Genomic DNA, 24,084 nt, shown 5'->3' on the forward strand with positions numbered 1-24,084 from the left:
GGATCAGCGGAAGGGACGGGCGGGATCAGGCGGGGTCGAAATAGTGGATTTCGAGCAGCATGCAGCCCTTATCCGATTTGAACGGCCCGTGGAACGCGCCCGGCGGGCGCACCGCATAGGTGAAGGGCGAAAATCTCTCGCCGCCCTCACCCTTGTCGTCATTGCCCACGGTGAGGTCGCCGGTGACCAGGAACACTTCTTCCCAATACTCATGCACGAAGGGCTTGGTGGTGAAGACGCCGGCATCGAACTTCAGCAGCCGGGTGCGGGAGCCGCTCTTGTTCTCTTCGTCCAGCGCGCCGGAGAGGATCTTCTGCTTGATGCCTTCCGGATAGCCCGGCGGCACCTCCCAGCCGGTGGCGAGGTCGAGGGTGTGGAACTCGTCGTGGATCTTGGGGATGGGCATGGGGGCAGTCCTGCGGTGAAAGGGGTGATTACTCGGCGGCGCGGGCGGCGGGCCGGGCCACCTCGTCGGCGAGGGAATAGGAGGAAAGCATCATGTCGAGCAGGCGCTCGGCGCCGGCCCAGTCATAGGTGCGGAAGGAGTGGTTCTTCACCACGAAGCCGGCGCCCGCATAGAACATCTCGTACTGGGCGTGGCGGGAGGCGAATTCCGAGCCCACCGCGTCCCAGGCGAGCTTGTAGAACTTCACCTTTTCTTCCGCGCTGGCGGCCGGCGACTGCTGGGTCTTGGCGATGAGGGCGGCAAGCTCGGGGTTTTGATAGTCATGCACCGAGGAGGGCAGCATGATCATGCCGCCGCCGGCGAGTTCCCGCAGCGCGGTGATGAACTTGCCGTAGAGCTGCTGGGTCAGGGTCTGCGCCGCATAGAGGGTGTGGCGGTCGGGCACGAAATAGGGGCCGTAGAAGCTGCCCTTGGCCTCCATGGCGGTGACGAAGGCGTCCACCATGGCGGCCTCGGCGGCAAGCTGGCCCAGCGTCTCGCGCACCTGCGGGAAGCCGGTGGTGCCGTTCACCTCGGCGGTGCGCCGGGCGATGGCGAGCAGGAATTTCAGCTTCACTGCCAGGCGGATCTGCGCCTGGTAGTTCTGGTAGACATGGGCGGGCGTGGCATGGAACTGCCGGCCGGTCATGGCGATGTCGCGGGCGACGAAGACCCGGTCCCACGGCACCTTCACGTCGTCGAAATACAGCACCGCGTCATTCTCGTCGAAGCGGCTCGACAGGGGATTGTCGAACACGGACGGGGCGCCTGCCTCATACGACTTGCGCGACAGGATCTTGAGGCCCCTGGTATTCATGGGAATGGCGAAGGACAGGGCATAGGCCTCCTCGCCCTTTTGCAGGGGCTGGATGCAGGTGACGAAGACTTCATTGGCCATGATGCCGCCGGTGGCCAGCATCTTCGCCCCGCGCACGGTGATGCCCGAGGTGTCCTCGTCCACGATGGCGGCGGACAGGAAGGGGTCGGCCTGCTCGGCCGCGTTCTTCGAGCGGTCGGCCTGCGGGTTGATGATGACGTAGGTGAGATAAAGATCGTTGTCGCGGGCGTGGCGATAGTAATCGGCCAGTGCCCGGGCGCGGGCCGGATCGTAAAGCTCGAACTGGTCGAGGCCCATGTACATGCCGGAGATGCAGGACGCCACATGGTCCGGCGCGCGGCCGAGGAAGCCGGCGTGCAGCTCGGTCCAGGCCTCCAGCCCCCGGCGGCGGGTCTTCAGCTCCTCATAGCTTTTCGGTAGCTGCCAGATGCGGTTGGCCAGCGTGCCGGTGTCGGTCTCGAAGGTCATCAGCGCGCGATTGTCCGGCGCGCTGTGGAAGTCGAACATGCGCCCCACCGAGGCCACCGCGCGGCGAAAGGCGGGATGGGCGGTGGCGTCGGTGATCTTCTGGCCGTCGAGGAAGATCTCGCGGCCGTCCCTGAGGCTGGCGATGTGGGCGGCGCCGGTCTTGATCATGGCTGGTGCTCCGGAACGGGGGTCAGGACGCGATGGCCGAGAGGCTGCGATAGCGTCCGGCATGGAAGACGAGGGGGTCCGCCGTGGGCTCGCAGCGGTGGGCGAGGACGCGGGCGATGAAGATCTCGTGGTCGCCGCCGTCATGGATGGCGTGGGGCGCGCATTCCAGATGCGCCGCCGCCTCCGCGATCAGCGGGGCGCCGCCGGCCCCGCGCAGGTGCGCCACGCCGGCCCATTTCTCGCCCTGCGCGCGGGAAAAACGGCCGGAGAGGCCCTGCTGGTGCCGGGCCAGAATGGAAATGCCATAGGCCCGGGCTGTCCTGAGCGCGGACAGGGACAGGGCGCTGCGCGCCACCGAGAACAGCACCAGGGGCGGGTCGAGGGAGACCGCGTTGAACGAACTCATGGTCATGCCGACCAGGGCTCCATCCTCGCCTTCGGCGGCGACGATGGCGACGCCGGTGGCGAAGGTGCCGAGGGTGGACCGGAAGGCGCGCGTGTCGAAGGGTTCTGCCGTGGAGGCCGACATGGGCAATGTCCGCTTTAGATAGCTTTGTAACAAAGCTATTATGAGCAGGTGATAGACGTCAAGGCCCTTCCGCGCCTATGAAGCGCGATCACGACAAGGGTCGCGTCGGGGAAAGGCGGGTCCGGGCTCCGGCCCCCGCCAGCAGCGCACCCGCCGCCGGTCCGATCTGGGAGCGCCCGCATGCCTCAAGCCACGTCCACAGCCCGCAGGCGACTGCCCCTGACCGCGTCCCGCGCCGCCTTGCTGGTGAACGGATCGGACCTCGAATTCCGCGAGATGGTGCACAATATGCTGGCGTTTGCCGCCGCCATCCAGGAGGTGCGCAACCGGCTCGGCGCGCTCATCGGGCTGTCGGGCACCCAATACACCATCCTCAATTCCATCGCCCGGCTCAGCCGGGGCACGCCGGAACTGGGCGTGAACGCGCTGGCCGAGCATCTGCATCTGTCAGGGGCGTTCGTGACCATCGAGGTCAACAAGCTGGTCCAGGCCGGCCTCGTCACCAAGGCGCCGAACCCGGACGATCGCCGCCGCGTGGTGCTGGCCGTGACCGCGGAGGCCGAGCGCCGCCTCGCCGATCTGACGCGGGTTCAGGTGCCCGCCAACGACGCCCTGTTCGAACCGCTCTCGGCGGCCGACTTCAAGGCGTTGCGCGCCGTCATCGCCAAGCTCGCCGGCACCGGGGAGCGCACCTTGCGGCTGATCGAGTATCTCGCGCCCACCGGCACGCTGGACGATGTCGCCGACCACCTGCCGCCGGCGGTGTAAGGGAGGCGGGCGCGGCCGAAAACCGGCGCCCGCAGGCCGCCTCAGATCTGCAGCCGCGCCTTCATGGCGCCGCCGGGGCGGACCTCCACCACGCGGCCGTCGCTCATCTCCACGATGCGGTCGAAGATGTCGGACCAGCGCGGATCGTGGGTGACCACGCACACCGCCACCCGGTGCACGTCGGCCAGCGTGCGGAACACCTCCATCACCTGCCGCCCGCGCGAGCCGTCCAGCGCGGCGGTGGGCTCGTCCGCCAGCAGCATGACCGGGTCGTTGGCCAGGGCCCGCGCGATGGACACGCGCTGCTGCTCGCCGCCGGACAATTGGGAGGGATAATTGTCTTCCCGGTGGTCGAGGCCGAACTGGGCCAGGAGCTCCCGCGCCCGCGCCTTCGCCTGCTTCGGCCGCACGTCGTTGATCTCAAGGGCGATCTGCACATTCTCCACCGCGGTGAGGAAGGGGATCAGGTTCGCCTTCTGGAAGATGAAGCCCACATGGGTGCGGCGGAAGTCGCGCAGGTTGTTGAGGCGCGTCGCGGCGTTGGCGATGGGCTGGTCGCGGAAGTGGACGGTGCCGGTGGTGGGCGGCTCCAGCAGGCCGGCAATCATCAGGAAGGTGGTCTTGCCCGAGCCGGACGGGCCGACGATGCCAGTCAGTTCGCCGGATTTCAGCGCCAGCGTCATGTCGGTGAGGGCGCGCACCTCGTTGGCACCGGAGAGGTACGTCTTCGAGGCGTTGCGCACCTCCATCACCACATGGCTGGGCCAGAATTGAGCGGTCACGCCAACACCTCCTGCGCCCGGACCTGCATCGCCCGCCGGATCGCGAACCAGCTGGCGCCGAGGCTGATCAGGAGCAGCGCCCCTGCGATGCCCGCGAGGTCCCCCGGCACCAGCAGAACGGTGCGCGGAAAATGAGGATACAGCGTGAAGGAGATGAACAGGGCCACCGAGAAGCCGAGCACGGCGATCCACAGGGCCTGCTGCACGATCAGGCCGATGATGACCCGGTCGCGCGCGCCGATCAGCTTGAGGAGGGCGATCTGGTTGATCTTCTCCAGCGTCAGCATGTAGATCGTGAGCGCGATGATGGAGCCCGCCACCAGCAGTGTCATGGCGGTGAAGGCGAGGATCTGCACCCGGAGCCGCCACAGCCGCCCGTCGAGCAGCATGGACCGCTCTTCTTCCTTGGTCAGCACTTCCACATCGCCCCAGGCCTTGATCTGGGCCTTCACCATCTGCGGGTCGGCGTTGGGCTTCAGCTCCACCATCACCGCCGCCAGCGCGCCGCCGTCGCCGAGGCCCATGCGCGAGCGGCCCTTGGCGACGCGGTTCAGCAGGATGGCCTCGGACGGCAGCACCCGGTTGATGGCCTGCGAGTCCGGAATGGTGACGAAGAACATGCCGTCGCCGCCCATGTCCACCTGTCCCGTGGTGAGGCCCACCACGGTGTAGTCATCATGGCCGAGGCGGATCACGTCGCCCACCAGCAGGCCGGTGGACTGGTCGGCGATGGCCTCGTAGCGGGTGGAACGGAACAGCCGGCCCTCGATGAGCGGGATCCAGCTGCCGGTATCCTTGGGGTAGTCGACGCCGGTGACGGCAAGGCGCACGCTCTTGCCGTTGATATTATATTGCTGGTTGTACTGGATGAAGCGGCGGGTGGCGGCCACCCCTGGCACGCCTTCCACCCGGCGGTCGAGGCTGGAGGGCACGGCCGAGGTTTCGGCAAACGGACCGGAGCGCCCGCCCTCCACCACCCAAAGATCGGCGCCCACGTCGTTGATGATCAGCAGCGCCTCGTGGACGATGCCGCGATAGAGTCCGATCATGCCCATGGTCGCCCCCAGAAGGAGGCCGATGCCCACCGCCGTGAGGGCGAAGCGCAGCATCGAAAACCGCATGTCCTTGAGGGCGATGTTCATGGGCCTCCGCCTCCGCCTCCGCCTCCGCCTCTGCCGCCACGTCCGCCGCCGCCACGTCCGCCTGCGTCAGGGCACCTCTTCCCCGAGGTCGATCGGCTCGAAAGAGTAGCGTCCCACCGGCGACAGCACCACGTCGCCGGCCTTGAGGCCGCGCAAGACCTCGATGTCGGTGCCGCTGGTATAGCCAAGCGCCACCGGGGTCCAGGTCGCCCGGCCGGACCGCGCCAGCCAGACGCCGGCCCGGCCGTCGAGGCGGGTCACGAAGGTCTCCGGCACGCCGATGGCCACCGCGGGGGACTGCGCCTCCACCGCCACATTGGCCCTTTGCCCGATGGCCCAGCTCTCAGGCAGGGCGTCGAGGGTGATATCGATGGTGAATTCGCGGGTTTCCTGGTCCACCTGCCGGGACAGGCGCAGCACCCGCCCGGTCAACACCCGCGTGGGATCGGAGGCGAAGCGGATGCGCGCCGGATGGCCCGGCTTGATGGCGGAGCGCGCGGATTCGTCGAAGCGGGCGGAGATGATGATGGTGGACAGTTCCACCACCTGCATCAGGTTGGCGCCCGGCAACAGCAGGTCGCCGGGATTGCGCTCGCGGGAGATGACCACGCCGTCGAGGGGGGCGGTGATGGTGGCATCGGCAAGGCGGGCTTCCAGCACCTTCACGTTGGCCTGTTGGGCGAGCAGCTCCGCCTTCGAGCGCTCGATGGCGGCCTCGGCGCGGGCCATGTCCGCCTGCGCCTGGAGGAAGTTGGATTCGGCGGTGGTCAGCTCGGCGGGAGAGATGACATTGGTGCGGGCAAGCGTGGTGCGCCGCTCGAACTCGATCTTGGCGCGGTCGAAGCCGGCCTTGGCGCGGGCGCGTTCGCTCTCGCTCCCGGTGATGCCGAGGGCGGCGGCGCTTGCCTGTGCCTGGGCGGCAGCGAGCTGGTTCTGAAGATCGATGGATTCCAGCCGCGCCAGCACCTGGCCGCGGGTCACTGAGTCGTTGCGGTCCACCTCGATGGACTTCAGGAAGCCCTGGATACGGCTTGTCACCACCACGCGGTTGATGGCGTCGAGCAGGCCCGGCCCGTTGATTTCCAGGCTCATGGGGCGCGCTTCAATCCGGTGCCAGGCGGCACTGCGCGGCACCACATACCAGTAGCCGATCAGGAGACCGGCCACCACGGCGAGGGCAAGCGCGATGGCGAGGCGGCGCCAGCCGGCGGAATAGTCCGTTTCCGTCAGGGCGGGGGGGAGGGGCTGCGGCTTCACCGCATCCCCTCCCCTGACGGAAGGCGTCCACCCCTGGGGGCGATGGCTGCCGGGCTCACGCGATCTCCTCCTCCGCGTCGGTATCCACGATGGAGACCACCCCATCGGGACCGACGCCCAGGCGGTCTAGCACGTCCGCGATGAGGTCCTGTCCTTCCGCCGCCGTCAGCGCCGTGGTGTCGTAGCCGAGGCGATAGGCGAGGCCGTCGGCGCTCTGGAAGGACCTGAGGTCGATCTCGTTGATGGCGTAGCGCATGAGCTTGGCCGAGAGCGGCGCCACCTTGATGACGCCGAGGTCGAGCTCCTCCGTCTTGCCCTGCCGCTGGAGCGATGAGGTGGTGGCCCCCCGGGCGAAGCGGTCCGGCGTCTGCATGCCGCTGACATAGAGCGCGAGGTACGAGCCCCGGGCCACCAGGTCGTCGTGCAGATCCCCTTCGAGGAAGCAGAACTCGAACGGGGTGTAGACCAGGGCGCGGTTGAGCTGGTCCGACAGCGTCGTGCCCAGCGCGTCGAGGTCGGCCATGGCCGCGCCGGAGGCACGCAGCAGCGTCGAGCCGTGCACCCAGCCGACGAAGTTGTTGAGCCGGCGGTCGGTCCGCATGGCCGCCGGGATGTTGATGATCACGTCGTCCACCCCGCCACGCACGGCGATGGACTGGGCCACGGCGGCGTTGAGGAGCGAGGTCTCGGTGATGCCGATCCGACGGGCGCGGGTCTGCACCCGCTCCTGTCCGGTGGCGTTCAGGAAGGCGAAGATCTCGCCGCCGGGACCCGCCTGGGTGCGGTCGAAATTGGTCGCGAGGCCCTTCGCCTTGCGGCCGAAATTAGGCAGGGGCGGCGGGTTGGCGCCGTACAGCTCGCGCACATAGGCTTCGCGCTCGGCCATGAAGACGGGGTCCGTCGCCCGGTCGAACTCGTTCACATACTGCTCGACGGTCATCTCGGGAGGCGCCAGCGGGATGCCCAGGAAGGCCTGGAACACTTCCTCCACGAACACGCCCAGGGCCCAGCCGTCGAAGATGAGGTGATGGCCCTGTGCCACCACCACGTCGCCGTCTTCACCGCCGCGCAGCACGGTGACGCGGTAGGGCGCCTCCGTGAAGGGATCGAGCGGGGAATCGAGCAGCGCCGACAGCCGCGCCTGCACCGCCGCGGCATCGGCCCCGGGCATGTCCTCCACCACCAGGGGCGGCTCGCCGCACGGCAGGATGAGGGCGCGGGGCTGCCCGTCGTTGTCCACGACGAAGCGGGTGCGCAGGGATTCCTGCCGCTCCTCCACCAGTCGCAGGGCCCGGCGCAGGCGATCGATGTCGGCGCGGGGCGCGATGCGGAAGGCGCGGCCGATGGACCAGAACACGCGGTAGGCGTGGTTGGTCCCCGGCTTCATCAGCGAGCGCAGCACGTTGTTCTGCTTGACGGAGAGCGGAACCGGCCGCTCGCCCGAGGGCGCCAGGCCGGTCACCGCAGGTGCCGCGATGCCGGCTGCCGGGGGCGGTGGCGCGGCCGCCGCGCGGCGCACCGTTCCGGTGGCGGCGTGCCAGGTGGTGGTGCCGATCGTCACCGGGGTTCCGGTGAGTTCGGACATGGCGGCGGCGAAGGCTTCAAGGAGGGCACGCCCGGTCTCCGCCGGGACGGCGGCAGTGTCGAGGGCGAGCCTCAGCGTCAGGACGGTGCCGTCCGCCACCACATCGAGCCGAAGCTCGTTGAACGGATCGGTGAGCGCCGCCAGGGGCTCGGCGATGCCGAGAGCCTTGACCCGGGCCGCCCCATCCGCGTCGAGATAGGAGAAGCCCACCTGCCGGAGCGCGGCGCCGGCGGCGTTGAGGCGGTCCGCCAACAGGGCTTCCACGGCCGCGGTGTCCAGCGCCTGGTGGCTGCGTGCTGCGACGAGGCGCTGGCGCGCCCGCCGGATCAGCCAGTCGGCCGGGGCGTCGAGGCGGTCCAGCAGCAGCGGGATGCTGGTGCCCACCGGCCCGATCAGGCCGACAGGTCCCTCGCGCCGGGCCGGGTCATGGCATTCCACCAGCGCCCGATCGATGCCGGAACCCGCGGCCAGAGCGCGGCCCAGTGCGGCGACAAGGAGGGCTTCCTGGTCCGGCACGGCGAGGGCGTCGAACCCCGGGAGGGTCAAGGAGGCGTCGAAATGGCCCACCGGTCCACGATTGAGGCCGAAGCCCGTGGGCGCTGAAGCCAGGGTGCGGCCGAAGTTCGGCAGGGCCGCCGGCGGCGTCCGCAGCATCTCTTTCCAGAAGGCCATGTGCCCGGCCAGGGCCATGGAGCCGTCCGCCGGCCGCACCAGGGCGGCGAAGGCGGCAAAGGGCGTGCCGGGCGCGGGCGCCGTTCCCGCTGCGGCTGCAAGGGCGGCCAGCGCGAGATGGGGCGACAGCGCATCCGCCGCCGCGCGGTGGGCCCGCGCATGGAGCGTGAGGGCGCCGTCCGCGGCCTTGGAGATGCCGAACCGCCAGAGCGGCCCCGGCTGGGTCACCGGGGCAAGGCCGGAGGCGTCGGTGATCCATTCAAGGTCGGGGGCTTCGCCGGGCGCGATCTCGCCCGCGGCGGTGCCGGTGAGCTTGAGGGCATCCTCGGCCGAAGCGAGGGCGGCGAGCGCCTGGGCAAGCGCCTCGAAATCCAGTGCCGCATCGACGGCACGGGAGGCCGAGACCTCCAGCGCCGCCCGGGTCACCGGGGAGGTCATGGGCCGGCCGCCGAGGGCGATGACCGCCTCCTGCCGCACCAGCGGACGGAACACCGGGCCGTCGCCGGCCCCACCGGCACCGCTGCCGCCGTCGGCAAGGGCCGCGGCGCTGGCCGCCCGGGCCTTCTGCGTCGCCTCGAAGGTGACGGCCACCACGCCGGACAGGCCGGTAACGGTGGGCGTCTGGAGGAATTTGGCCACCGGGATGTTCACATCCACATGGGCCTCGATGCGGTTCTTCAGCTCGAACGAGGACAGGGAGTCGAGGCCGAGTTCCGAGAGGCGGCGGTCGGCCGGGATGTCGTTGGGCGACACCTTCAGCACCTTCGCCACCTCGCCGCGGATGAGGTCGGCCAGCATACCGTCCCACGCCTCGCGCGGAGCGGCCAGCAGCTCGGCCTGGATGCGCGAGCGCCCGCCGGTGCGCTGGGCCAGGAGCGGCTTGACGCGGGCGGTTCCGGCGGTCCGCGCCAGGGCTCGGGAAATGGCCGCCCAGTCGGCGCGGGCGAAGCCGAGGTTCTCGTCCTCGGCGCGCAGCAGCGTGCCGAGGGAGGCCGCGGCCTCCGTGTCCGGCACCGGCTTCATGCCGATGCTTTCAAGATAATTGCCGAGCGCCTCGGAGCGGGCGACGAAGCCCGAGCCGGCGATGGAGCCCCAGGCCGCCGCCGAGCCGGCAAGGCCCCGGCTCTTGCGGAACGAGCCCATGCCGTTGAGCACCGAATTGGCCGCCGTGTAATTGGCCTGGCCGGGGCTGCCGATGACCTGCGCCAGCGACGAGAAGCTGACGAAGAAGTCGAGATCCGCCCCGTGCCGGGTCACTGCGCGATGCAGGCTCCAGGCGCCGCCCGCCTTGGGGCGGATGACGCGGGAAATCTGGCCTTCGTCGAGCTGGCTCACGAAGCCGTCCTGGATCACCGCCGCGCCATGGACGATGCCCTTGAGCGGCTTGTCGGACTTGGCGTGGGCGGCGATCAGCGCGTCCACGGCGTCAGCGTCCGTCACGTCGAGGGTGACGGCAACCACTTCCGTGCCCCGCGCCGCGATGGCGGCGAGCACCGGCTCGGAGTCCGCGTCGGGGGTGCCGTTGCGGCCGCACAGCAGCAGCCGCCCGGCGCCCTGCCGGCTGAGGAAGTCCGCCACCGCCACGCCGAAGCCGCGCAGGCCGCCGGTGACGAGATAGCTCGCCTCGCCTGAGAAGCGCATGGGCTGGTTGAGGTCGACTTCCACCTCGATGGCGGGTTCGTCGAAGGTGAGCACCACCTTGCCGAGGTGCTGCGCCTTGGAGAAGATGCGCATGGCCTCGGCCACCCGGGAGACCGGGAAGCGGGTGGCGACGAGCGGCCGGTAGAGGCCCTGCGCCACCTTGCCCTCCACCGCCCGCAGCAGGGACGACAGGCGCGCGGGGCGCTCGTCGGCGATGGTAGAGAGGTCGATGACCGAATAGGAGTTGTTGTAATACAGGGACTTCAGCCCGATGGGCTTGTCCTGGGCGAGGTCGCGCTTGCCGATCTCGACGAAGCGGCCGAAGGGCGCGAGGCATTCGAGGCCCTTGTCGATGCCGGCGCCCGACAGGGCATTCAGCACCACGTCCACGCCCCGCCCGCCGGTGGCGGCCCGCACGCCCTCGGAGAATTCGAGGCTGCGCGAGTTCATCACATGGGTGATGCCGAGGTCGCGCAGGAAGGCGCGCTTGGTGTCGGAGCCGGCGGAGGCGAGGATTTCCGAGCCGATGTCCCGCGCCACCTGGATGGCGGCAAGGCCCACGCCGCCGGTGGCCAGATGCACCAGCACCTTCTCGTCGGGTTCGAGGCGGCCGATGTCCACCAGCGAATAATGGGCGGTCATGAAGGCGGCCGGCAGGGTCGCGGCGTCTTCCAGCGCCACGTCGTCGGGCACATGCATGAGGAAGCGGGCGTCCGCGGCGGCGAACCGGCGCAGGAAGCCCTTGCCCATGCCCATCACCCGGTCGCCCGGCTTGAAGCCGGTGATGGCCTCGCCTGTGGAGCGCACGGTGCCGGCGAATTCGAGGCCGAGATTGCGCCACCAGGCGCCCTCGCCCTCCGCCTCGTCGGGCAGGATGGAGGTGGCGGCCATGATGTCGCGGAAGTTGAGGCCGACGGCGGTCACTTCCACCACCACCTCGCCCGCCTTGGGCGTGGGGTAGGGGCACTCGCGCACCACCACATTGTCGATGAGGCCGGGGCTGGTCATCGTCACGGTGAAGTTGGCGGCGTCGCTGGCCTTGGTGATGGTGCGCCGGCGCGGCGCGAGGCCGTTGAGCGGACCCTGCCGCAGGCGCGGCACGGTGCGTTCGGTGCCGCGCAGGATGATTTCCGCTTCGTCGCTCTCCTCCAGCACCGCCTGGGCGAGGGCCATGCCTTCGCCGAAGGCGGCGGCGTCCGCGTCCACATGGCGGACGGCAAATTCCGGGCACTCGTTGGCGAGCGTCCGCGACAGGCCGAGCAGGGCTGAATCGGCGAGGCCTTCCGTCGCCATCGGCCCGTCGCCGGGGATCAGGCGGCTGGCGCGGGCGACCACCACGAGGGCCGGCCGGCTCGGTGCGGTACGCAGGCGGTCCAGCACCTGGCCCACCGTGACGAGGCCGAAGGAGGCCGCTTCCACGGCCGCCACCAGGCGTTCGGTGGACAGCTCCGCTTCCGGCCCGAGTTCGACCCCGGCCGTCGCCGCATAGACGATGCCGGTGAGGCCTTCAGGCGCGGCGAGCCGCTGTTCGATCAATCGGGTGGCATCCTCCGCCTTCATGGCGGTGAAGATGTCCGGCGCCAGGGTTTCCACCGCGGCGCCCGATGCGACCAGAGCGGAGGCGAGCGGCTCGGTTGCCGCCGGATCGCCCGACAGCAGCAGCCAGCGGCCGAGCCGCGCCGGGGTGTCGGCCTTCGGCGCCACCGTCTCGAAGGTTTCCTCGATCACCACGGTGCCGCCGTCGTTGGCGTTCGCCTTCAGGGCGCCGAGGGTCTTGACCTTGAGGTTCTCCACCGAGAGCAGCGGCGTGCCGTCCAGTGCGTAGACGCGATAGATGCCCGTGTCGTCGGCGGGATCGGTGAAGAATTCGCAGATGACCTCGGGCGGCAGGGGGCCGGCCACCATCACCTTGCGGATACCCACCGGCAGCATGAGCTTGTACTTGCCGGCGACGCTCTCCTCGTCGGGGAGCGGTTCGCCCGGGATCCAGAGCCCAAGGCCCACGTCCTCCAGGACGAGGCCGGACTGGAGCACGCTGTCGAACAGGCCGGGGAAGGCGATGAAGCCGGCGCGTTTGGCCGCATCGGCGCTGGAGAGGCGCGCCACCGCGTGGCGCGGCCCGGCGAGCCACAGGGCCTCCACCGCCTGGAACGTCGGGCCGTAATCGAGCCCGTGGCGGGAGGTGAGGCGATAGAAGTCCTCGCGCTCGATGGCCGGCCGGGTCTCAAGGATGGCCGGGTCGAAGCTGGCGGCCGGCACGGCGAAGGCATGCTGCCAGCCATAGGCCTCCACACGCAGCCGCCAGTCTTCCTCGGTGTCGCGCTTCATGGAGGAGATGCGCAGCCGGCTGGTGGCGGGATCGTACGAGGTGCGCAGCAGCACCACGTCATCGCCGCCGATGGACAGGGCCTCGTGGATACGGAAGTCGCGCAGCTCCACCGGCGCGTTGCCGAACAGCTCGCGCAGGGCGCCGGTCATCATCTCCACATAGCCGACGGTGGGGAACAGGCAGTCCCCGCCGGGCCGGTGGTCGGCGAGATATTTGGCGCTCTTGAGGGTGATTTCGTTGGTCCAGGCCGGCTCCGGCCCGATCTCGCGCCAGCCCAGCAGCGGGTGGCGGTCGCCGTCGAACAGGAACTGGCGCGCTTCCAGCGGCAACTGCACCAAGCGCTCGTTGACCCAGGGCCGGCGCGGCAGGGGCAGATGTTCCTCGGCTACGGCGTCGTTCTCGCTCCAGTCGAAGGCAACGCCGTTCACGTAGAGGTTCGCCATGGAGCGGGCCATCACGAGGCGGTCGTCGCCCTGCCGTTCCAGCGAGGACACGGCCACCACGGGGGCGTTGCGCTCCTGGCCGATGCCGTGGATCAGCGGGGTGACGGTACGGTGCGGCCCAAGCTCCAGGAAGGCGTCGATGCCCAGGTCCAGGCAGAAGTCGATGGCCTTCTTGTAGCTCACGGGCTGGCGCAGGTTCTGCCACCAGTATTCGGTATCAAAGCAGGTCTCCAGCATGCCGGTGACCGTGGAGACGATGGGGAAGGATGGCGGCTTCCAGGAAATCTCGCCAAGGCCCTCGCGGAACCTGGCCTCGCAATCGTCCAGGTGGGGCGAGTGCCAGCCGAAATCCATGGTGAGGCGGCGGGCGGTGACGTCCGGATAAAGCCGCTTGACCTCTTCCAGCAGCGCCACCACCGGCGCTTCCATGCCGGAAATGGTCTGGGCCGTGGGGCCGTTATAGGCGGCGATCACCACGCTCTGGTCGGCCGGCAGCAGGGGCGCGAGCTGATCATAGGTGACGCCGAGCGTCGCCATGGCGCCGCGCCGGGTGCTGCCGTGGGGGATGAGGCCGCGGTGGTAGATGATCCGGGCGCAGGTATCGAGGTCGATGCAGCCGGCGATATGGGTTGCCGCCACCTCGCCGAAGCTGTGTCCCACCAGCAGTTCCGGCGTGAGCCCGCGCTCCCGCCACATGCGGTAGAGGCCCACCTGGTTGGAGAAGATGGCGGCCTGGGTCACGTCCGCGTCGTTGATGCGGGTGGTGGCCTCGTCGCGGGTGATCTCCTCGATCACGGACCAGCCGGTGTGGGGCTTCAGCACCTCGTCGAAGGTCTCGACGGAGGCGCGGTAGGTCTTGTCCTCGGTCAGCAGCTTGCGGGCCATGGCCCACCACTGGCCGCCCTGGCCCGAGAAGGTGAAGGCGAGGCGCCGCGGCTTGGAGCGGCCGGTGATGATGTAGGGGGCGATGGCCTCGTTGGCCGGCGCGTCGGCGCCCAGGGCGAGGGTGCGCAGCTTGAGCGGCAGATCCTGGGCCTGGGGGTCGGCCAGGATCGCCGCCCGCTCGGTCAGGTGGTCGCGGCCGGTCTTGAGGGCGCTGGCCAGGGTCTCGTAGGGGACCGTGCCAAGCGTGCCGCCTTCGTCCACCGCGTCGGCCAGTTCTTCCGCCCACAGGCCGAGGGCGGCCTTGCCGTTGGCCGAGAGCGGGATGAACACCGGACCTTCGGCGGGTGCCGGCCGGGCGCGCACGTCGGCGCGCGGCCGCTTGCCGCCATGGAAGCTTTCCACCGCCACCGAGGCGTTGGTGCCGCCGAAGCCGAAGGAATTTACCACCGAGAGGCGCACGTCGTGCTCGCTCGAATAGGGGGTGGGCTCCACCGGCACGGACAGGCCCAGCGCATCGAACGGGATGGTCGGGTTGGGCGTCTCGAAATTGAGGTTGGGCGGCACGATGCCGTGGTGGGTGGACAAAACGATCTTGATCAGCCCGGCGACGCCGGAGGCGGATTCCAGATGGCCGAGATTGGGCTTGAAAGATCCCACCAGCACCGGCCGGTCCACGCGGCCGGCGCCGAACACGCGGCCGATGGCGCTCGCCTCGATGGGGTCGCCCACCGGCGTGCCGGTGCCGTGCGCTTCCACGTAGCCCACGTCCTCGGGGTCGATGTTGGCACGCGCCACGAGGCTTTCTAGCATGGCGGTCTGGGCCACGTCGCTCGGGGCGGTGAGGGTGGCGGTGCGGCCGTCCTGGTTCACTGCGGAGCCGCGGATCACCGCATAGATGCGGTCGCCGTCCGCCACGGCGCGGGCCAGCGGCTTCAGCACGACGATGCCGCAGCCCTCGCCGCGCACGAAGCCGTCGGCGCGGGCATCGAACGTATAGATCTTGCCCGTCGCCGACAGCATGTTGGCGCTGGAGAAAGCGATGAACGGGCCGGGGTCCAGCATCATGTTGACGCCGCCTGCCATGGCCACGTCGCAGGTGCCCATGGTGAGGTGGCGCATGGCCTGGTCCACCGCCACCAGGGCCGACGAGCAGGCGGTGTCGAGCGCGATGCTCGGCCCCTTCAGGTCGAGCCGGTGGGAGATGCGGTTCGCGGCGATGGAATAGGCCGAGCCGGTGCCGGCGAAAATGTCGGTGGCGACCCGCCGGTAGCGCTGGCTGTAGCTGAAATCGGACGTGGATATGCCCACGAACACGCCGGTGCGCTGGCGTTGCAGGGTGCGCAGCGGCACGCCGGAATCCTCGATGGATTCATAGGCCACCTGCAGCAGCAGGCGCTGCTGGGGGTCCATCAGCATGACCTCGCGCGGGGCCATGTCGAAGAACGCCGGATCGAAGTTGAAAACGTCGCCGGAAAGGAAGCCGCCCCACTTGGAATAGGAGCGCCCGGCGCTCTCGGGGTCCGGATCGTAGTAGTTGTGAACGTTCCAGCGATCCGCCGGTATTTCGCGAATACCGCATCGCTTTCCCAGCAGGAAGGACCAATAACCTTCCGCGCTTGTGATACCACCTGGAAAACGACAGCCGATACCGATAACGGCAACAGGTTCGGGTTCTTGACCAAGGCCGTTTCCGGCCGCGCGTACCTGACCGTCCAGAAGATCTAAGCTATCCATGGGAAGCGCCCTCTTCCGCAGAATTGCCGCAACGCAACCTATGCGTACCGGCGCGGAGCTGTCACGTCATTTCTTCTGAGTTTGCGAAAAATGCAAGTAGACACTTGCGGCTTATTCAATGTGAGGCATTATATTACCGAGCTTTGATTGGCGTTTTTCAGAACTCCTGCGGGCGAGGCAGGGGCCGCAGCCCCGGCCGGGGCTGCCCTATGATGCGTTGCAACTCGGAGTGGGCGGGGTCCGTGCCCCGGCAGATTCGTGCCCGCGGAACGGGATCTGGATAGGGATCGGGAACGGGATCTGGAACGGGAAAGCGGACGGCTCGGAGGCTCGGCCTCGGGTGCGTTCTTTTGTTGGCGTGGGTGCCCGATGGCCGATCAGATCGAGGCCATCGGATCGGCGAATCGCCTCTCGTGATTCGACTGCGGCAGGTGGAAGCCATCTGTGCCGGCAGGCCGAATCCCCGCGCTTTAGAGCTTGCGCCCGTCTTCTTCCGCGGCGAGCAGGATGAGGTCGCTCAGGGAGAAGCGGGCAACGTCCGGCACGGTGCCGGGCGACAGGATCGAAGCATCCGAATGGAGGGCGAGGGTCCACAGGGCCTCGGCCACGATCCGGCTGCCCACCGGCCCGAGATGCCGGCCGGCGGGACCTTCGGGATCGCCGGCCTCCGCAAGAATGTAGAACCACAACGGCGTCGCCTCGCAGAACGGCAGGGCGGCGACGCGCTGGTGGTCCGGCAGGGCGGCGAGAAGGGTATCGTCCTTCAGGGGCCTGAGGCCCAGATGCCGCGCCAGCGCCTGCCCCGTCGGCAGGCCGAGGCGGAAGCCGCGCAGCAGGTGGTGGGTGGCGAGGGCCTCGGCGCTTTCAGGTGCGCCGGCGATGAGGGTGTCGAGCCGCCGCGCCCGCTGCGGGGCGTCGGCGGCAAGCGGCAGGAAGCCGTCCCAGGAGATCACATGGTGCTCCGGCAGGGTCTCCGGTCCGTCCCGTCCCGCGGCGAATACGCTCCGCGTCGCCAGTGCGCTGCGCTCCACGTGGCGGAAATTGCCGTTGTAGTCATAGCTCGGCCGGCGCATGGACGGGGCCAGCACCAGGGCGGCCGCCGACAGCTCCACCGGCATGAACAGGGCGGTGGGGCGCTCCACGCGCCACCGGCGCGGACCCTCCGCCATCACGTTTTCGAGAACATCCGGCGCGCAGAGCTTCGGCAGCAGGTCGAACAGCACCATCCACTGGAAGCGGCGGCGCAGCGCGCGCCGGGCGGTCTCGAACGACAGGCCGGAGCCGATGAGGGCGTTGTGCGCCTTCAGAAAAGCCACGTGCAACTGGCCGAGGATCAGGTGCTCGTCGTTGCGGGCATCGCTCATGCGCGCGGCGCGGTCGCGGGCGGGCTCGGAACTGCGGGGATGGCGGGGCAGGTCGTTGCCGAGCCCCGCGCGCGGCGGGCGCCCATGGGGGCAGTCCTTCTGCTTCGGCGAAACGGTGCCGACCAGCATGCGCCGCACCGCCTGGGGGTCGCGCGGGGAATCATAGACGCTGTCGAGGTCGAGCCCGCCCGAGCGCCGGTTCAGAAGACCGCTGAGCGAGGGCAGCGGCGCGAAGGCGTCCGGGCCGAGGCGCGCCTCGTCCGGCGCGCGCCGCTCCCAGACCAGATCGTTGCGCAGGAACTCCACGAGATAGGTGTAGGCGGCGGGCAGGTCGCCATCGCCATCCGACCGGACCCGTGGCGGCGGCGGGCTGTCCCCGGGCTCCGCCATGACTGCCGCCAGGCGAGCCAGGTCCTTCAGGGTGCGCGGCTCCGGCGCCAGGCGATGGGCCGGCCCGCACAGCGCGGGAAACATGAAGCCGAAGCCGTGATCGGCGGGGCGGGCGCCCGATTCCAGCGCCAGGGCGCGCACGCGCTCCCCGATCGCCTCGTGGCGCGACGGGCGCGGATCCTCTCCCCCCGCACACATTTCCATGGACCTTCCAAATATCATTCGGTTCTTCACGCTGTTCTTGTTGCCCCTACCCTTCCCGCTTAGGGCAGCATGGAGCCCCATGGGGTAGCATCCCGCGAATGGGGGATGACCCACCCATCGGCCGTCTTGCAGCTTGAGGCGGTTGTGCAATGCTGCGATCCAAGGAGCGTGACCGCTCCGGCGACGGCGGCATCAGGTGGCGTCTTGCGCGCCACCGTTCGTCCTCCTCCTTGCCGGTTTGCAGGAGCGAGGGTGCCAGCGCGCCACGGCTCTCGCGGGGATGAGCCACGGCGGTCCATCGGATCTGAGCGTTTCGCCCGTCCGGCCCGGCCGGACGCGGCGATGCGCGGAAATGGGACGAACATGGGCGATCTCGATCAATATTCCCGCCTCATCGGCGACGTGTACGAGCTCAGCGGCGACCCCCAGCAATGGGGCATCCTGCTGGAGGGGGTGACACGCTTCGTGGACGGCCGCGTCGGCCAGCTGGCGGTATTCAGCCTCAAGCAGCAGCGTCGGCCGACCTGGCGCGTGTGGGGCCACGATCCTCAGGCCTACAAGACCTTCCTCTACCGCCACGCGACGGAAGACCCGCGCCTGTCGTACATTCTCTCCAACCCCGGCCGCATCATCTGCGGCGAGGACGGGGTGGACCCGGACCAGTTCCGCGCCTCCGCCCTGTTCCGCGAGGTGGTGGAGCCCATGGATATCGAGCACTCGCTGGTCTCCTACTTCGCCCAGGAGGCGGACGTGATGGCCACCGTGTGCGCCATGCGCGGCCGCGGGCAGGGGGCGTTCGGCGCCCCCGAGAAGCAGAAGCTCTCCCTCGTGGTGCCGCATCTGCGCCGAGCCTTCGAGCTGTACGCGCTGCTCGACGAGGCGAAGGCCAAGGTGGGCGATATCGCCGCCGCCCTCGATATCGTCGATGCCGGCATCTTCCTGGTGGATGGCGACATGCGCGTCGCCCACCTCAACGTGGCCGGCGAGGCCATGGTGAAGGAGGGCGACATTGCCGTGCGCGGCGGCAAGCTCGGCTTCCGCGACGACCGGGCCTCGCGGCAGGTGGCGGCGGCGGTGGCGCTGGCGCTGGCTGCCGCCCGGGGCGAGGCGAGCCTGCCCCATGCCGAGCACATGGAGGTGGCGCGTCCCAGTTCGGACAGCGGCCCCTATCGCGTGTCGCTGCATCCCCTGCCGCTGGGCGAGGGCGCCGTGAAGCTCGCCACCCGATCGCAGATCGCGGTGGTGGTGCGGGCGCCGGGCCGCAGCGGCACCGACGTGGCGCGCCGCCTGCAGACCACCTTCCGCCTCACCCCGTCGGAGGCCGCGCTGGGCGCGGCACTGGCGGTGGGGGCCTCGCTGGCCGACTTCGCCCAGCAGCGCAGCGTGGCCATGTCCACGGTGCGCAGCCAGCTCAAGGCGCTGTACGAGAAGACCGACACCAACCGCCAGGGCGAGCTGGTGGCCCGCCTGCGCGAAAGCCTCGACCTGTCGCTGGTGTGAGCGGGGCACACCGTAGAACCCTCTCCCGCTTGCGGGGGAGGGCAGGGAGGGGGCAAGGGTGGTTTTCACTGGCACCACCGGTGTTTTCGCACCGGCCTGCCCCCACCCCAACCCTCCCCCGCAAGCGGGAGAGGGGGCGGCGATGGTGCTCCGTTTCAGACCAAGTCACGACACGAACTGTCGCTCGCCTGACATGCGCGCGGGAGAACCTTGGGGAACGCTCCGATCAGCTTGCGCCGCAAGCTGATCGGAGCACGCGTTCCCGTTTCTTGAAGTGAGAGGGCGATCGGCTGCTGACGCCGGTCGCGATTGCGGACATTCTGCGCCGGCCGAACCGAAGCTTCACGGGGGGTGAAGCACCCGTTCCGGACCGGCGCATGTGCGGGCGCGCGGCGACCCGCATCAGATTTTGGGGGAGAAAATGCTGGGGCGAAAAAGTCTCTTCGTGATCGCGGGCATCGCGGGCTTTCTGGGCCTTGCGGCGGCCACCGACGCGATCATGTCCGGGCGGCAGGCCGAGCCGAAGGCCGGGCCGCCGAAGGTGCTCGACCAGGGCTGGTCGAATAGTCTGCGCGAGCAGTTCTATTATACCTCGCAGGGCTCGCAACTGCTGCCCTACGTCTTCCTGCGGGCGCTGGAGCAGCCGCTCTCCGACACGCTTTTTCTTGATGCGGCGCACATGACCGAGATGGGCTTCCTGCCGGCGGACGGGCCCTCGAAGCTCAATCCGGACGGGCTTCCCATCGGCTTTGTGAAGGACCCGCGGCCGGGCGGGGCCCTTGGCCCCATGGCGGGCATGACCTGCGCCGCCTGCCACACCTCGGACGTCGAGGCCAATGGCGTGCGCATCCGCATCGATGGCGGCGCCGCCCTTGCCGACTACCAGCTGTTCATGAAGCGCCTGAGCCGCGCCCTCGACAACACTTTGGCGGACCCTGCCAAGTTCCAGCGCTTCGCCGCGCGCCTCGTCGCCGCCGATCCCAGGCAGATCCGCCCGGCGCTGGAGGCCACCGCGGCCGAGATCCGCCGGCTGGAGGCCGCGTCCTGGACCCCGGTGCCCTACGGGCGCGGCCGGCTCGACGCCTTTGGCCACATCCTCAATGCCGTGGTCGCCGACGCGCTGGGCGAGCCGGCCAATTTCCGCATGCCCGATGCGCCGGTGAGCTATCCCTTCCTGTGGACCACCCCGGCCCAGCGCTACGTGCAGTGGAACGGGGTGGCTGGCAACCCGCTCGGGCGCAATCTGGGCGAGGTGCTCGGCGTATTCGGCCACACCAGCTTCGCCAACGGCAACCCCGCCGCCTTCGCCTCCACCGCGCTTGCCGACAATCTGGTGGCGCTGGAGGCGTGGGTGGCGGACCTGAAGCCGCCGCCGTGGCCGGAATCGGTGCTGGGCAAGGTGGATACGGCCAAGGCGAAGCGCGGCGCCGAACTGTTCAAGGCCAATTGCGCCGGCTGCCACGGCGGTCCCGAGTATCGCTTTACCCCCGCCGCGGACACCGAGGGCGGGCGGCAGTGGCTGGCGGTCTCCATGGTGGATATCGCCAAGGTGAAGACCGACCCCAAGATGCTCACCAACTTCACGAGCCGCTTCGCCAAGCCGGGTGTGCTGGGTCCGCTGGTGGCCAACGCGCCGCATCTTTCCGATGGGCAGGTGCCCGCCGGCGCCGTGCTGCTGGCGGCGGTCACCGTCATCACCGAGAACAGCCTGCGCGCGCAGGGCATCACCGGCGATGCACGCAAGCAATGGTACGGTTGGCGTTTCGCCCCGGGCAGCAACACGCCCCAATCGGGCTGGCTGACACCGGCGAGCTACAAGGCCGGCCCGCTGGCCGGGGTGTGGGCGACGGGGCCGTTCCTGCACAATGGCTCGGTGCCCACCGTCTACGACCTGCTCTCGCCCGAGGACGAGCGGCCCGCCCGCTTCTACGTGGGCTCACGGCAGCTCGATACCCAGAGGCTCGGCTTCGTCTCCTCCCCGGATTCCCTGCCCGAGAAGGAGCGCGAGGGGCTGTTCCTGTTCGACACCAACCTCGCGGGCAATTCCAACCGGGGCCATAGCTTCCCCGACCCCGCGGTGACGAAGCTCTCGCCGGACGACCGCCTCGCCATCATCGAATATCTCAAGATCCTGGAGGGGCCGGATGTCCGCCGCCACTGAAAGCCCAGCCAAGGGCTGTAACGGGACGGCGGCGCCGACGCCCCTGCTCGACCGCCTCGCGGCCCTGCGGCCGGCCGAGCGCTGGCCGCTCGCCCGCGACCTCATCGCCCACGAGGCGCGCGCCTTCTTCGCCGAGCTGCGCGCCCACGCCCCCATCTACGAGACCAGCGAGGTCACGCTGATCGCCCGGCGCGCCGACGTGATCGAGGTGCTCTCGCTCCCCAAGGTGTTCACGGTGGATCTCTACAAGCCCAAGATGGGCGACTTCATGCTGGCCATGGACGAGACCATCGTGAATTACCGCGACAAGTCGGTGATGCGCGCCATTCTCGCCTTGGACGACCTGCCGAAGATCCGCGCCATCGTGGCCGAGGTGGCGGACACGGCGCTGGATGCCGCCGGCTGCGAGATCGAGGCGGTGCAGCAGCTCGCCCGCCATGTGCCCATGCGCATCGTGCAGCGCTGCTTCGGCATCCACGGGCCGGACCAGGACCTGCTCGACTGGTCCTATGCCAACCAGATGGACCAGTTCAACAACCTGCCCTACGACGACCGCCCCGACGCCGACGCCGTCCACCAGGCGGCGGAAGACTCGCGGGTGAAGCTGCGCACCCTGTTCGCCCAGCTGATCCCGGCGCGCATCGCCGAAATCAAGGCCGGCACCGCCCCCGACGACAGCCTGACCCGCATCCTGAGCCTCAACCTGCCGGCGGCCGACCATTTCGGCATGGACCGGGTGGTGATCAATGTGGGCGGCCTGCTCATCGGCGCCATCGAGACCACGGCGGAAGCGGTCATCAACGCCCTCGCCGAGCTGTTCGCCCGGCCGGAGGCGCTGGCTGGCGCGCGGGCGGCGGCGGAAGCGGGGGACGATGCCGCCTTCGACGGCTATGTGTGGGAGGCGCTGCGCTTTTCGCCCATCGTCGCCTTCATGTTCCGGGAGGCGGCCTCCACCATCACCATCGCCCAAGGCACCGACCGGGAGAAGGTGATCGGCAAGGGCACGGTGGTGCTGCCGCTGAGCCTGTCCGCCATGTTCGATCCCGACTTCGTGCCGGACCCGGAGGCGTTCAAGCCCGACCGGCCGCTCCACACCTACCTGCATTTCGGCTACGGCCACCACGAATGCCTCGGCCGCTATGTGGGCTCCGTGATGATCCCGGAGATCGTGAAGCGGGTGCTGAGGCGCCCCGCCGCCCGGCCGCTGGCGCCGGTGGACATGGCCGGCACCCCGTTCCCGCAGAGCTATCGCATCGGGCTCGGGTGAGGCGCGGCCTGCGGGCACCGCCAAAGAAAAGCCCGCCGGGATGCCCCGGCGGGTTTTTCGTTTCGGGTGGGAGGGACCCTCAGCGCCGCATCTGCTGGAGCAGTTGCAGGTCGGGATAGCCGTCGGGCAGCGCCCCCGAGCGAACCTGATAGTCCTGGATGGCGACGCGGGTCTTCTGGCCCAGGATGCCATCCACATTGCCGATGTCGTAGCCCATCTGGGCGAGGCGGGACTGGATCTCCTGCCGTTCCACCTTGGACAGGCCGCGCTCCTCCTTCGGCCAGGACTGGGCGAAGGCGCCGCCGCCCCGCAGCCGGTCGGCCAGGTGCCCGATGGCGAGGGCGTAGGCGTCCGCGGGGTTGTATTTCAGGATGGCGTCGAAATTCTTCGTCATCAGGAACGCCGGGCCGTTGGCGCCCGCCGGCAGCAGCAGGTAGGCGCTCTCGCCGGCGCGGGGGAAGGCGAGAGCGCCGGGCCGGCGCAGGCCCATGGTGTTCCATTCGGCAAAGGTGCGCTTGATGGAGCGGTTGGCGTTGCGATAGTCGAAGCCCTGCGGCACCACCACCTCGTAACCCCAGGCCTTGCGGAACTCCCAGCCGTCGAGCTTCAGGTTGTTGGCGGTGGAGGCGATGATGTCGGGGATGGAATCCACCACGTTGCGCTTGCCGTCGCCGTCGAAGTCCACGGCGAAGCGCTGGAACGAGGTGGGCATGAACTGGGTGGGCCCGAAGGCGCCGGCCCACGAGCCCTTCATGTGGTCATAGGGCACGTCGCCCTTGTCCAAGATCTGGAGGGTGGCGATGAATTCGGCGCGGAAATAATCCTGCCGCCGGCCGATGCACGCGAGCGTGGCGGTGGATTCCAGCACGTTGCGCCGGCCGATGCCGTCCGGATCGCCATAGGTGGATTCGATGCCCCAGATGGCCGTCACCGCATAGCGGTCCACGCCATAGGCCTTTTCCATCCTGTCGAAGATGGGCTTGTAGCGCTCCAGGATCTCCCGGCCCTTCTTCACCCGCGTCTCGGTCACCAGCATGTTCACATAGGCGCCGATGGGCTTGGAGAATTCCGGCTGGCTGTCCATGAACTCCATGATTTTCATCTGGGGTTCGAGGTTCGCCGTGTAGCGCTCGAAAGTCTGCCGCGAGACGCCCTTCGACTGGGCCAGCGGCCACAGGTTGGCGATGCAGGCGGGGAAGTTGGCCTGGGCCTCCGCCAGCGCCTGGGGCGTCATCAGCGGATGGCCGCCGTTCGCCGAGGCGGCCTGGGACTGGCCCAGCGGCGGAAAGCCGAAGATGGAGCCCGTGGTCTGGGCCTGCGCCCGTGCCGGCGTGATCAGCGCGCCCGCCGCGAGCGCGAGCCCGGCGACGCAGGCGCCCTTGACGGCACCCTTCAGGGCATCCTTGAGGGCACGCATGCAGGTCGTTTGAGCCATTGCCAAGCCTTCCTCCCCGGCGCGCGTCCTTCTGCCGCCGCCTCACCTCACCGATAGGCCTCTACTGGGCGGCAATA

13 protein-coding genes are annotated in these 24,084 nt (G+C 69.3%); 4 read left to right on the plus strand and 9 right to left on the minus strand.

Annotation, left to right across the window (positions count from 1 at the left end; genetic code table 11):
* Window positions 1–25 precede the first annotated feature (25 nt).
* From V5F48_RS14030 to V5F48_RS14040, 3 genes are read right to left on the minus strand one after another with little or no spacing between them, the layout of a single operon-like run.
* Window positions 26–406, minus strand: a complete 381-nt coding sequence (locus V5F48_RS14030; RefSeq protein WP_394259214.1) for a cupin domain-containing protein — start codon at window positions 404–406, stop codon at window positions 26–28.
* Between the two features lie 28 nt (window positions 407–434).
* Window positions 435–1,919, minus strand: coding sequence for a 4-hydroxyphenylacetate 3-hydroxylase family protein (locus tag V5F48_RS14035; RefSeq protein WP_394259215.1), 1,485 nt, complete (start codon window positions 1,917–1,919; stop codon window positions 435–437).
* A gap of 22 nt (window positions 1,920–1,941) precedes the next feature.
* Window positions 1,942–2,448 (minus strand): flavin reductase family protein, encoded by a 507-nt coding sequence (locus V5F48_RS14040; RefSeq protein ID WP_394259216.1) that lies wholly within the window; start codon window positions 2,446–2,448, stop codon window positions 1,942–1,944.
* A gap of 180 nt (window positions 2,449–2,628) precedes the next feature.
* Here V5F48_RS14040 and V5F48_RS14045 point away from each other — a divergent pair, with 180 nt between their 5' ends.
* Window positions 2,629–3,216 carry a MarR family winged helix-turn-helix transcriptional regulator gene (locus V5F48_RS14045; RefSeq protein ID WP_394259217.1) on the plus strand — a complete coding sequence of 196 codons (588 nt, stop codon included), beginning with the start codon at window positions 2,629–2,631 and terminating at the stop codon, window positions 3,214–3,216.
* A gap of 41 nt (window positions 3,217–3,257) precedes the next feature.
* On the opposite strand, the gene V5F48_RS14050 is transcribed toward V5F48_RS14045, so the two are convergent.
* From V5F48_RS14050 to V5F48_RS14070, 5 genes are all read right to left on the minus strand, one after another.
* A complete protein-coding gene (locus V5F48_RS14050; protein ID WP_394110056.1) occupies window positions 3,258–3,998 on the minus strand; it encodes an ABC transporter ATP-binding protein in 741 nt (246 codons plus the stop codon).
* Window positions 3,995–5,140 carry an ABC transporter permease gene (locus V5F48_RS14055; RefSeq protein ID WP_394259218.1) on the minus strand — a complete coding sequence of 382 codons (1,146 nt, stop codon included), beginning with the start codon at window positions 5,138–5,140 and terminating at the stop codon, window positions 3,995–3,997. The genes V5F48_RS14050 and V5F48_RS14055 overlap by 4 nt, the downstream gene beginning before the upstream one ends.
* Before the next feature lie 66 nt (window positions 5,141–5,206).
* Window positions 5,207–6,397 (minus strand): efflux RND transporter periplasmic adaptor subunit, encoded by a 1,191-nt coding sequence (locus tag V5F48_RS14060; RefSeq protein WP_394259219.1) that lies wholly within the window; start codon window positions 6,395–6,397, stop codon window positions 5,207–5,209.
* Between the two features lie 55 nt (window positions 6,398–6,452).
* Entirely contained in the window at window positions 6,453–15,686 is a 9,234-nt protein-coding gene (locus tag V5F48_RS14065) for an SDR family NAD(P)-dependent oxidoreductase (RefSeq protein WP_394259220.1), read from the minus strand.
* A 470-nt stretch (window positions 15,687–16,156) separates the two neighbouring features.
* A complete protein-coding gene (locus tag V5F48_RS14070) occupies window positions 16,157–17,644 on the minus strand; it encodes a peroxidase family protein (RefSeq protein ID WP_394259221.1) in 1,488 nt (495 codons plus the stop codon).
* Window positions 17,645–18,007: 363 nt separating this feature from the next.
* Here V5F48_RS14070 and V5F48_RS14075 point away from each other — a divergent pair, with 363 nt between their 5' ends.
* The 3 genes from V5F48_RS14075 (at window position 18,008) to V5F48_RS14085 (ending at window position 22,572) form a co-directional block, all read left to right on the plus strand.
* Window positions 18,008–19,144: a helix-turn-helix transcriptional regulator gene (locus V5F48_RS14075; protein WP_394110061.1), complete on the plus strand. Its 1,137-nt coding sequence runs from the start codon at window positions 18,008–18,010 to the stop codon at window positions 19,142–19,144.
* A gap of 445 nt (window positions 19,145–19,589) precedes the next feature.
* Window positions 19,590–21,305 (plus strand): di-heme-cytochrome C peroxidase, encoded by a 1,716-nt coding sequence (locus V5F48_RS14080; protein ID WP_394259222.1) that lies wholly within the window; start codon window positions 19,590–19,592, stop codon window positions 21,303–21,305.
* Entirely contained in the window at window positions 21,289–22,572 is a 1,284-nt protein-coding gene (locus V5F48_RS14085) for a cytochrome P450 (protein ID WP_394259223.1), read from the plus strand. Before V5F48_RS14080 ends, V5F48_RS14085 begins: the two co-directional genes overlap by 17 nt.
* Window positions 22,573–22,651: 79 nt before the next feature.
* On the opposite strand, the gene V5F48_RS14090 is transcribed toward V5F48_RS14085, so the two are convergent.
* The gene (locus tag V5F48_RS14090) at window positions 22,652–24,007 is read right to left on the minus strand and encodes a lytic murein transglycosylase (RefSeq protein ID WP_394259224.1); all 1,356 of its coding nucleotides are present in this window, start codon (window positions 24,005–24,007) and stop codon (window positions 22,652–22,654) included.
* Window positions 24,008–24,084: the final 77 nt, after the last annotated feature.

This window comes from Xanthobacter autotrophicus ATCC 700552, assembly GCF_043194565.1.
In the GTDB taxonomy this organism is placed as follows: Bacteria; Pseudomonadota; Alphaproteobacteria; order Rhizobiales; family Xanthobacteraceae; genus Xanthobacter; species Xanthobacter autotrophicus_F.

Excerpts from the sequence above, each read along its gene's own strand:
- V5F48_RS14030 (WP_394259214.1), bottom strand. The coding sequence starts at position 406 with ATGCCCATCCCCAAGATCCACGACGAGTTCCACACCCTCGACCTCGCC.
- V5F48_RS14035 (WP_394259215.1), bottom strand. The coding sequence starts at position 1,919 with ATGATCAAGACCGGCGCCGCCCACATCGCCAGCCTCAGGGACGGCCGC.
- V5F48_RS14040 (WP_394259216.1), bottom strand. The coding sequence starts at position 2,448 with ATGTCGGCCTCCACGGCAGAACCCTTCGACACGCGCGCCTTCCGGTCC.
- V5F48_RS14045 (WP_394259217.1), top strand. The coding sequence starts at position 2,629 with ATGCCTCAAGCCACGTCCACAGCCCGCAGGCGACTGCCCCTGACCGCG.
- V5F48_RS14055 (WP_394259218.1), bottom strand. The coding sequence starts at position 5,140 with ATGAACATCGCCCTCAAGGACATGCGGTTTTCGATGCTGCGCTTCGCC.
- V5F48_RS14065 (WP_394259220.1), bottom strand. The coding sequence starts at position 15,686 with ATGGATAGCTTAGATCTTCTGGACGGTCAGGTACGCGCGGCCGGAAAC.
- V5F48_RS14070 (WP_394259221.1), bottom strand. The coding sequence starts at position 17,644 with ATGGAAATGTGTGCGGGGGGAGAGGATCCGCGCCCGTCGCGCCACGAG.
- V5F48_RS14075 (WP_394110061.1), top strand. The coding sequence starts at position 18,008 with ATGGGCGATCTCGATCAATATTCCCGCCTCATCGGCGACGTGTACGAG.
- V5F48_RS14085 (WP_394259223.1), top strand. The coding sequence starts at position 21,289 with ATGTCCGCCGCCACTGAAAGCCCAGCCAAGGGCTGTAACGGGACGGCG.
- V5F48_RS14090 (WP_394259224.1), bottom strand. The coding sequence starts at position 24,007 with ATGGCTCAAACGACCTGCATGCGTGCCCTCAAGGATGCCCTGAAGGGT.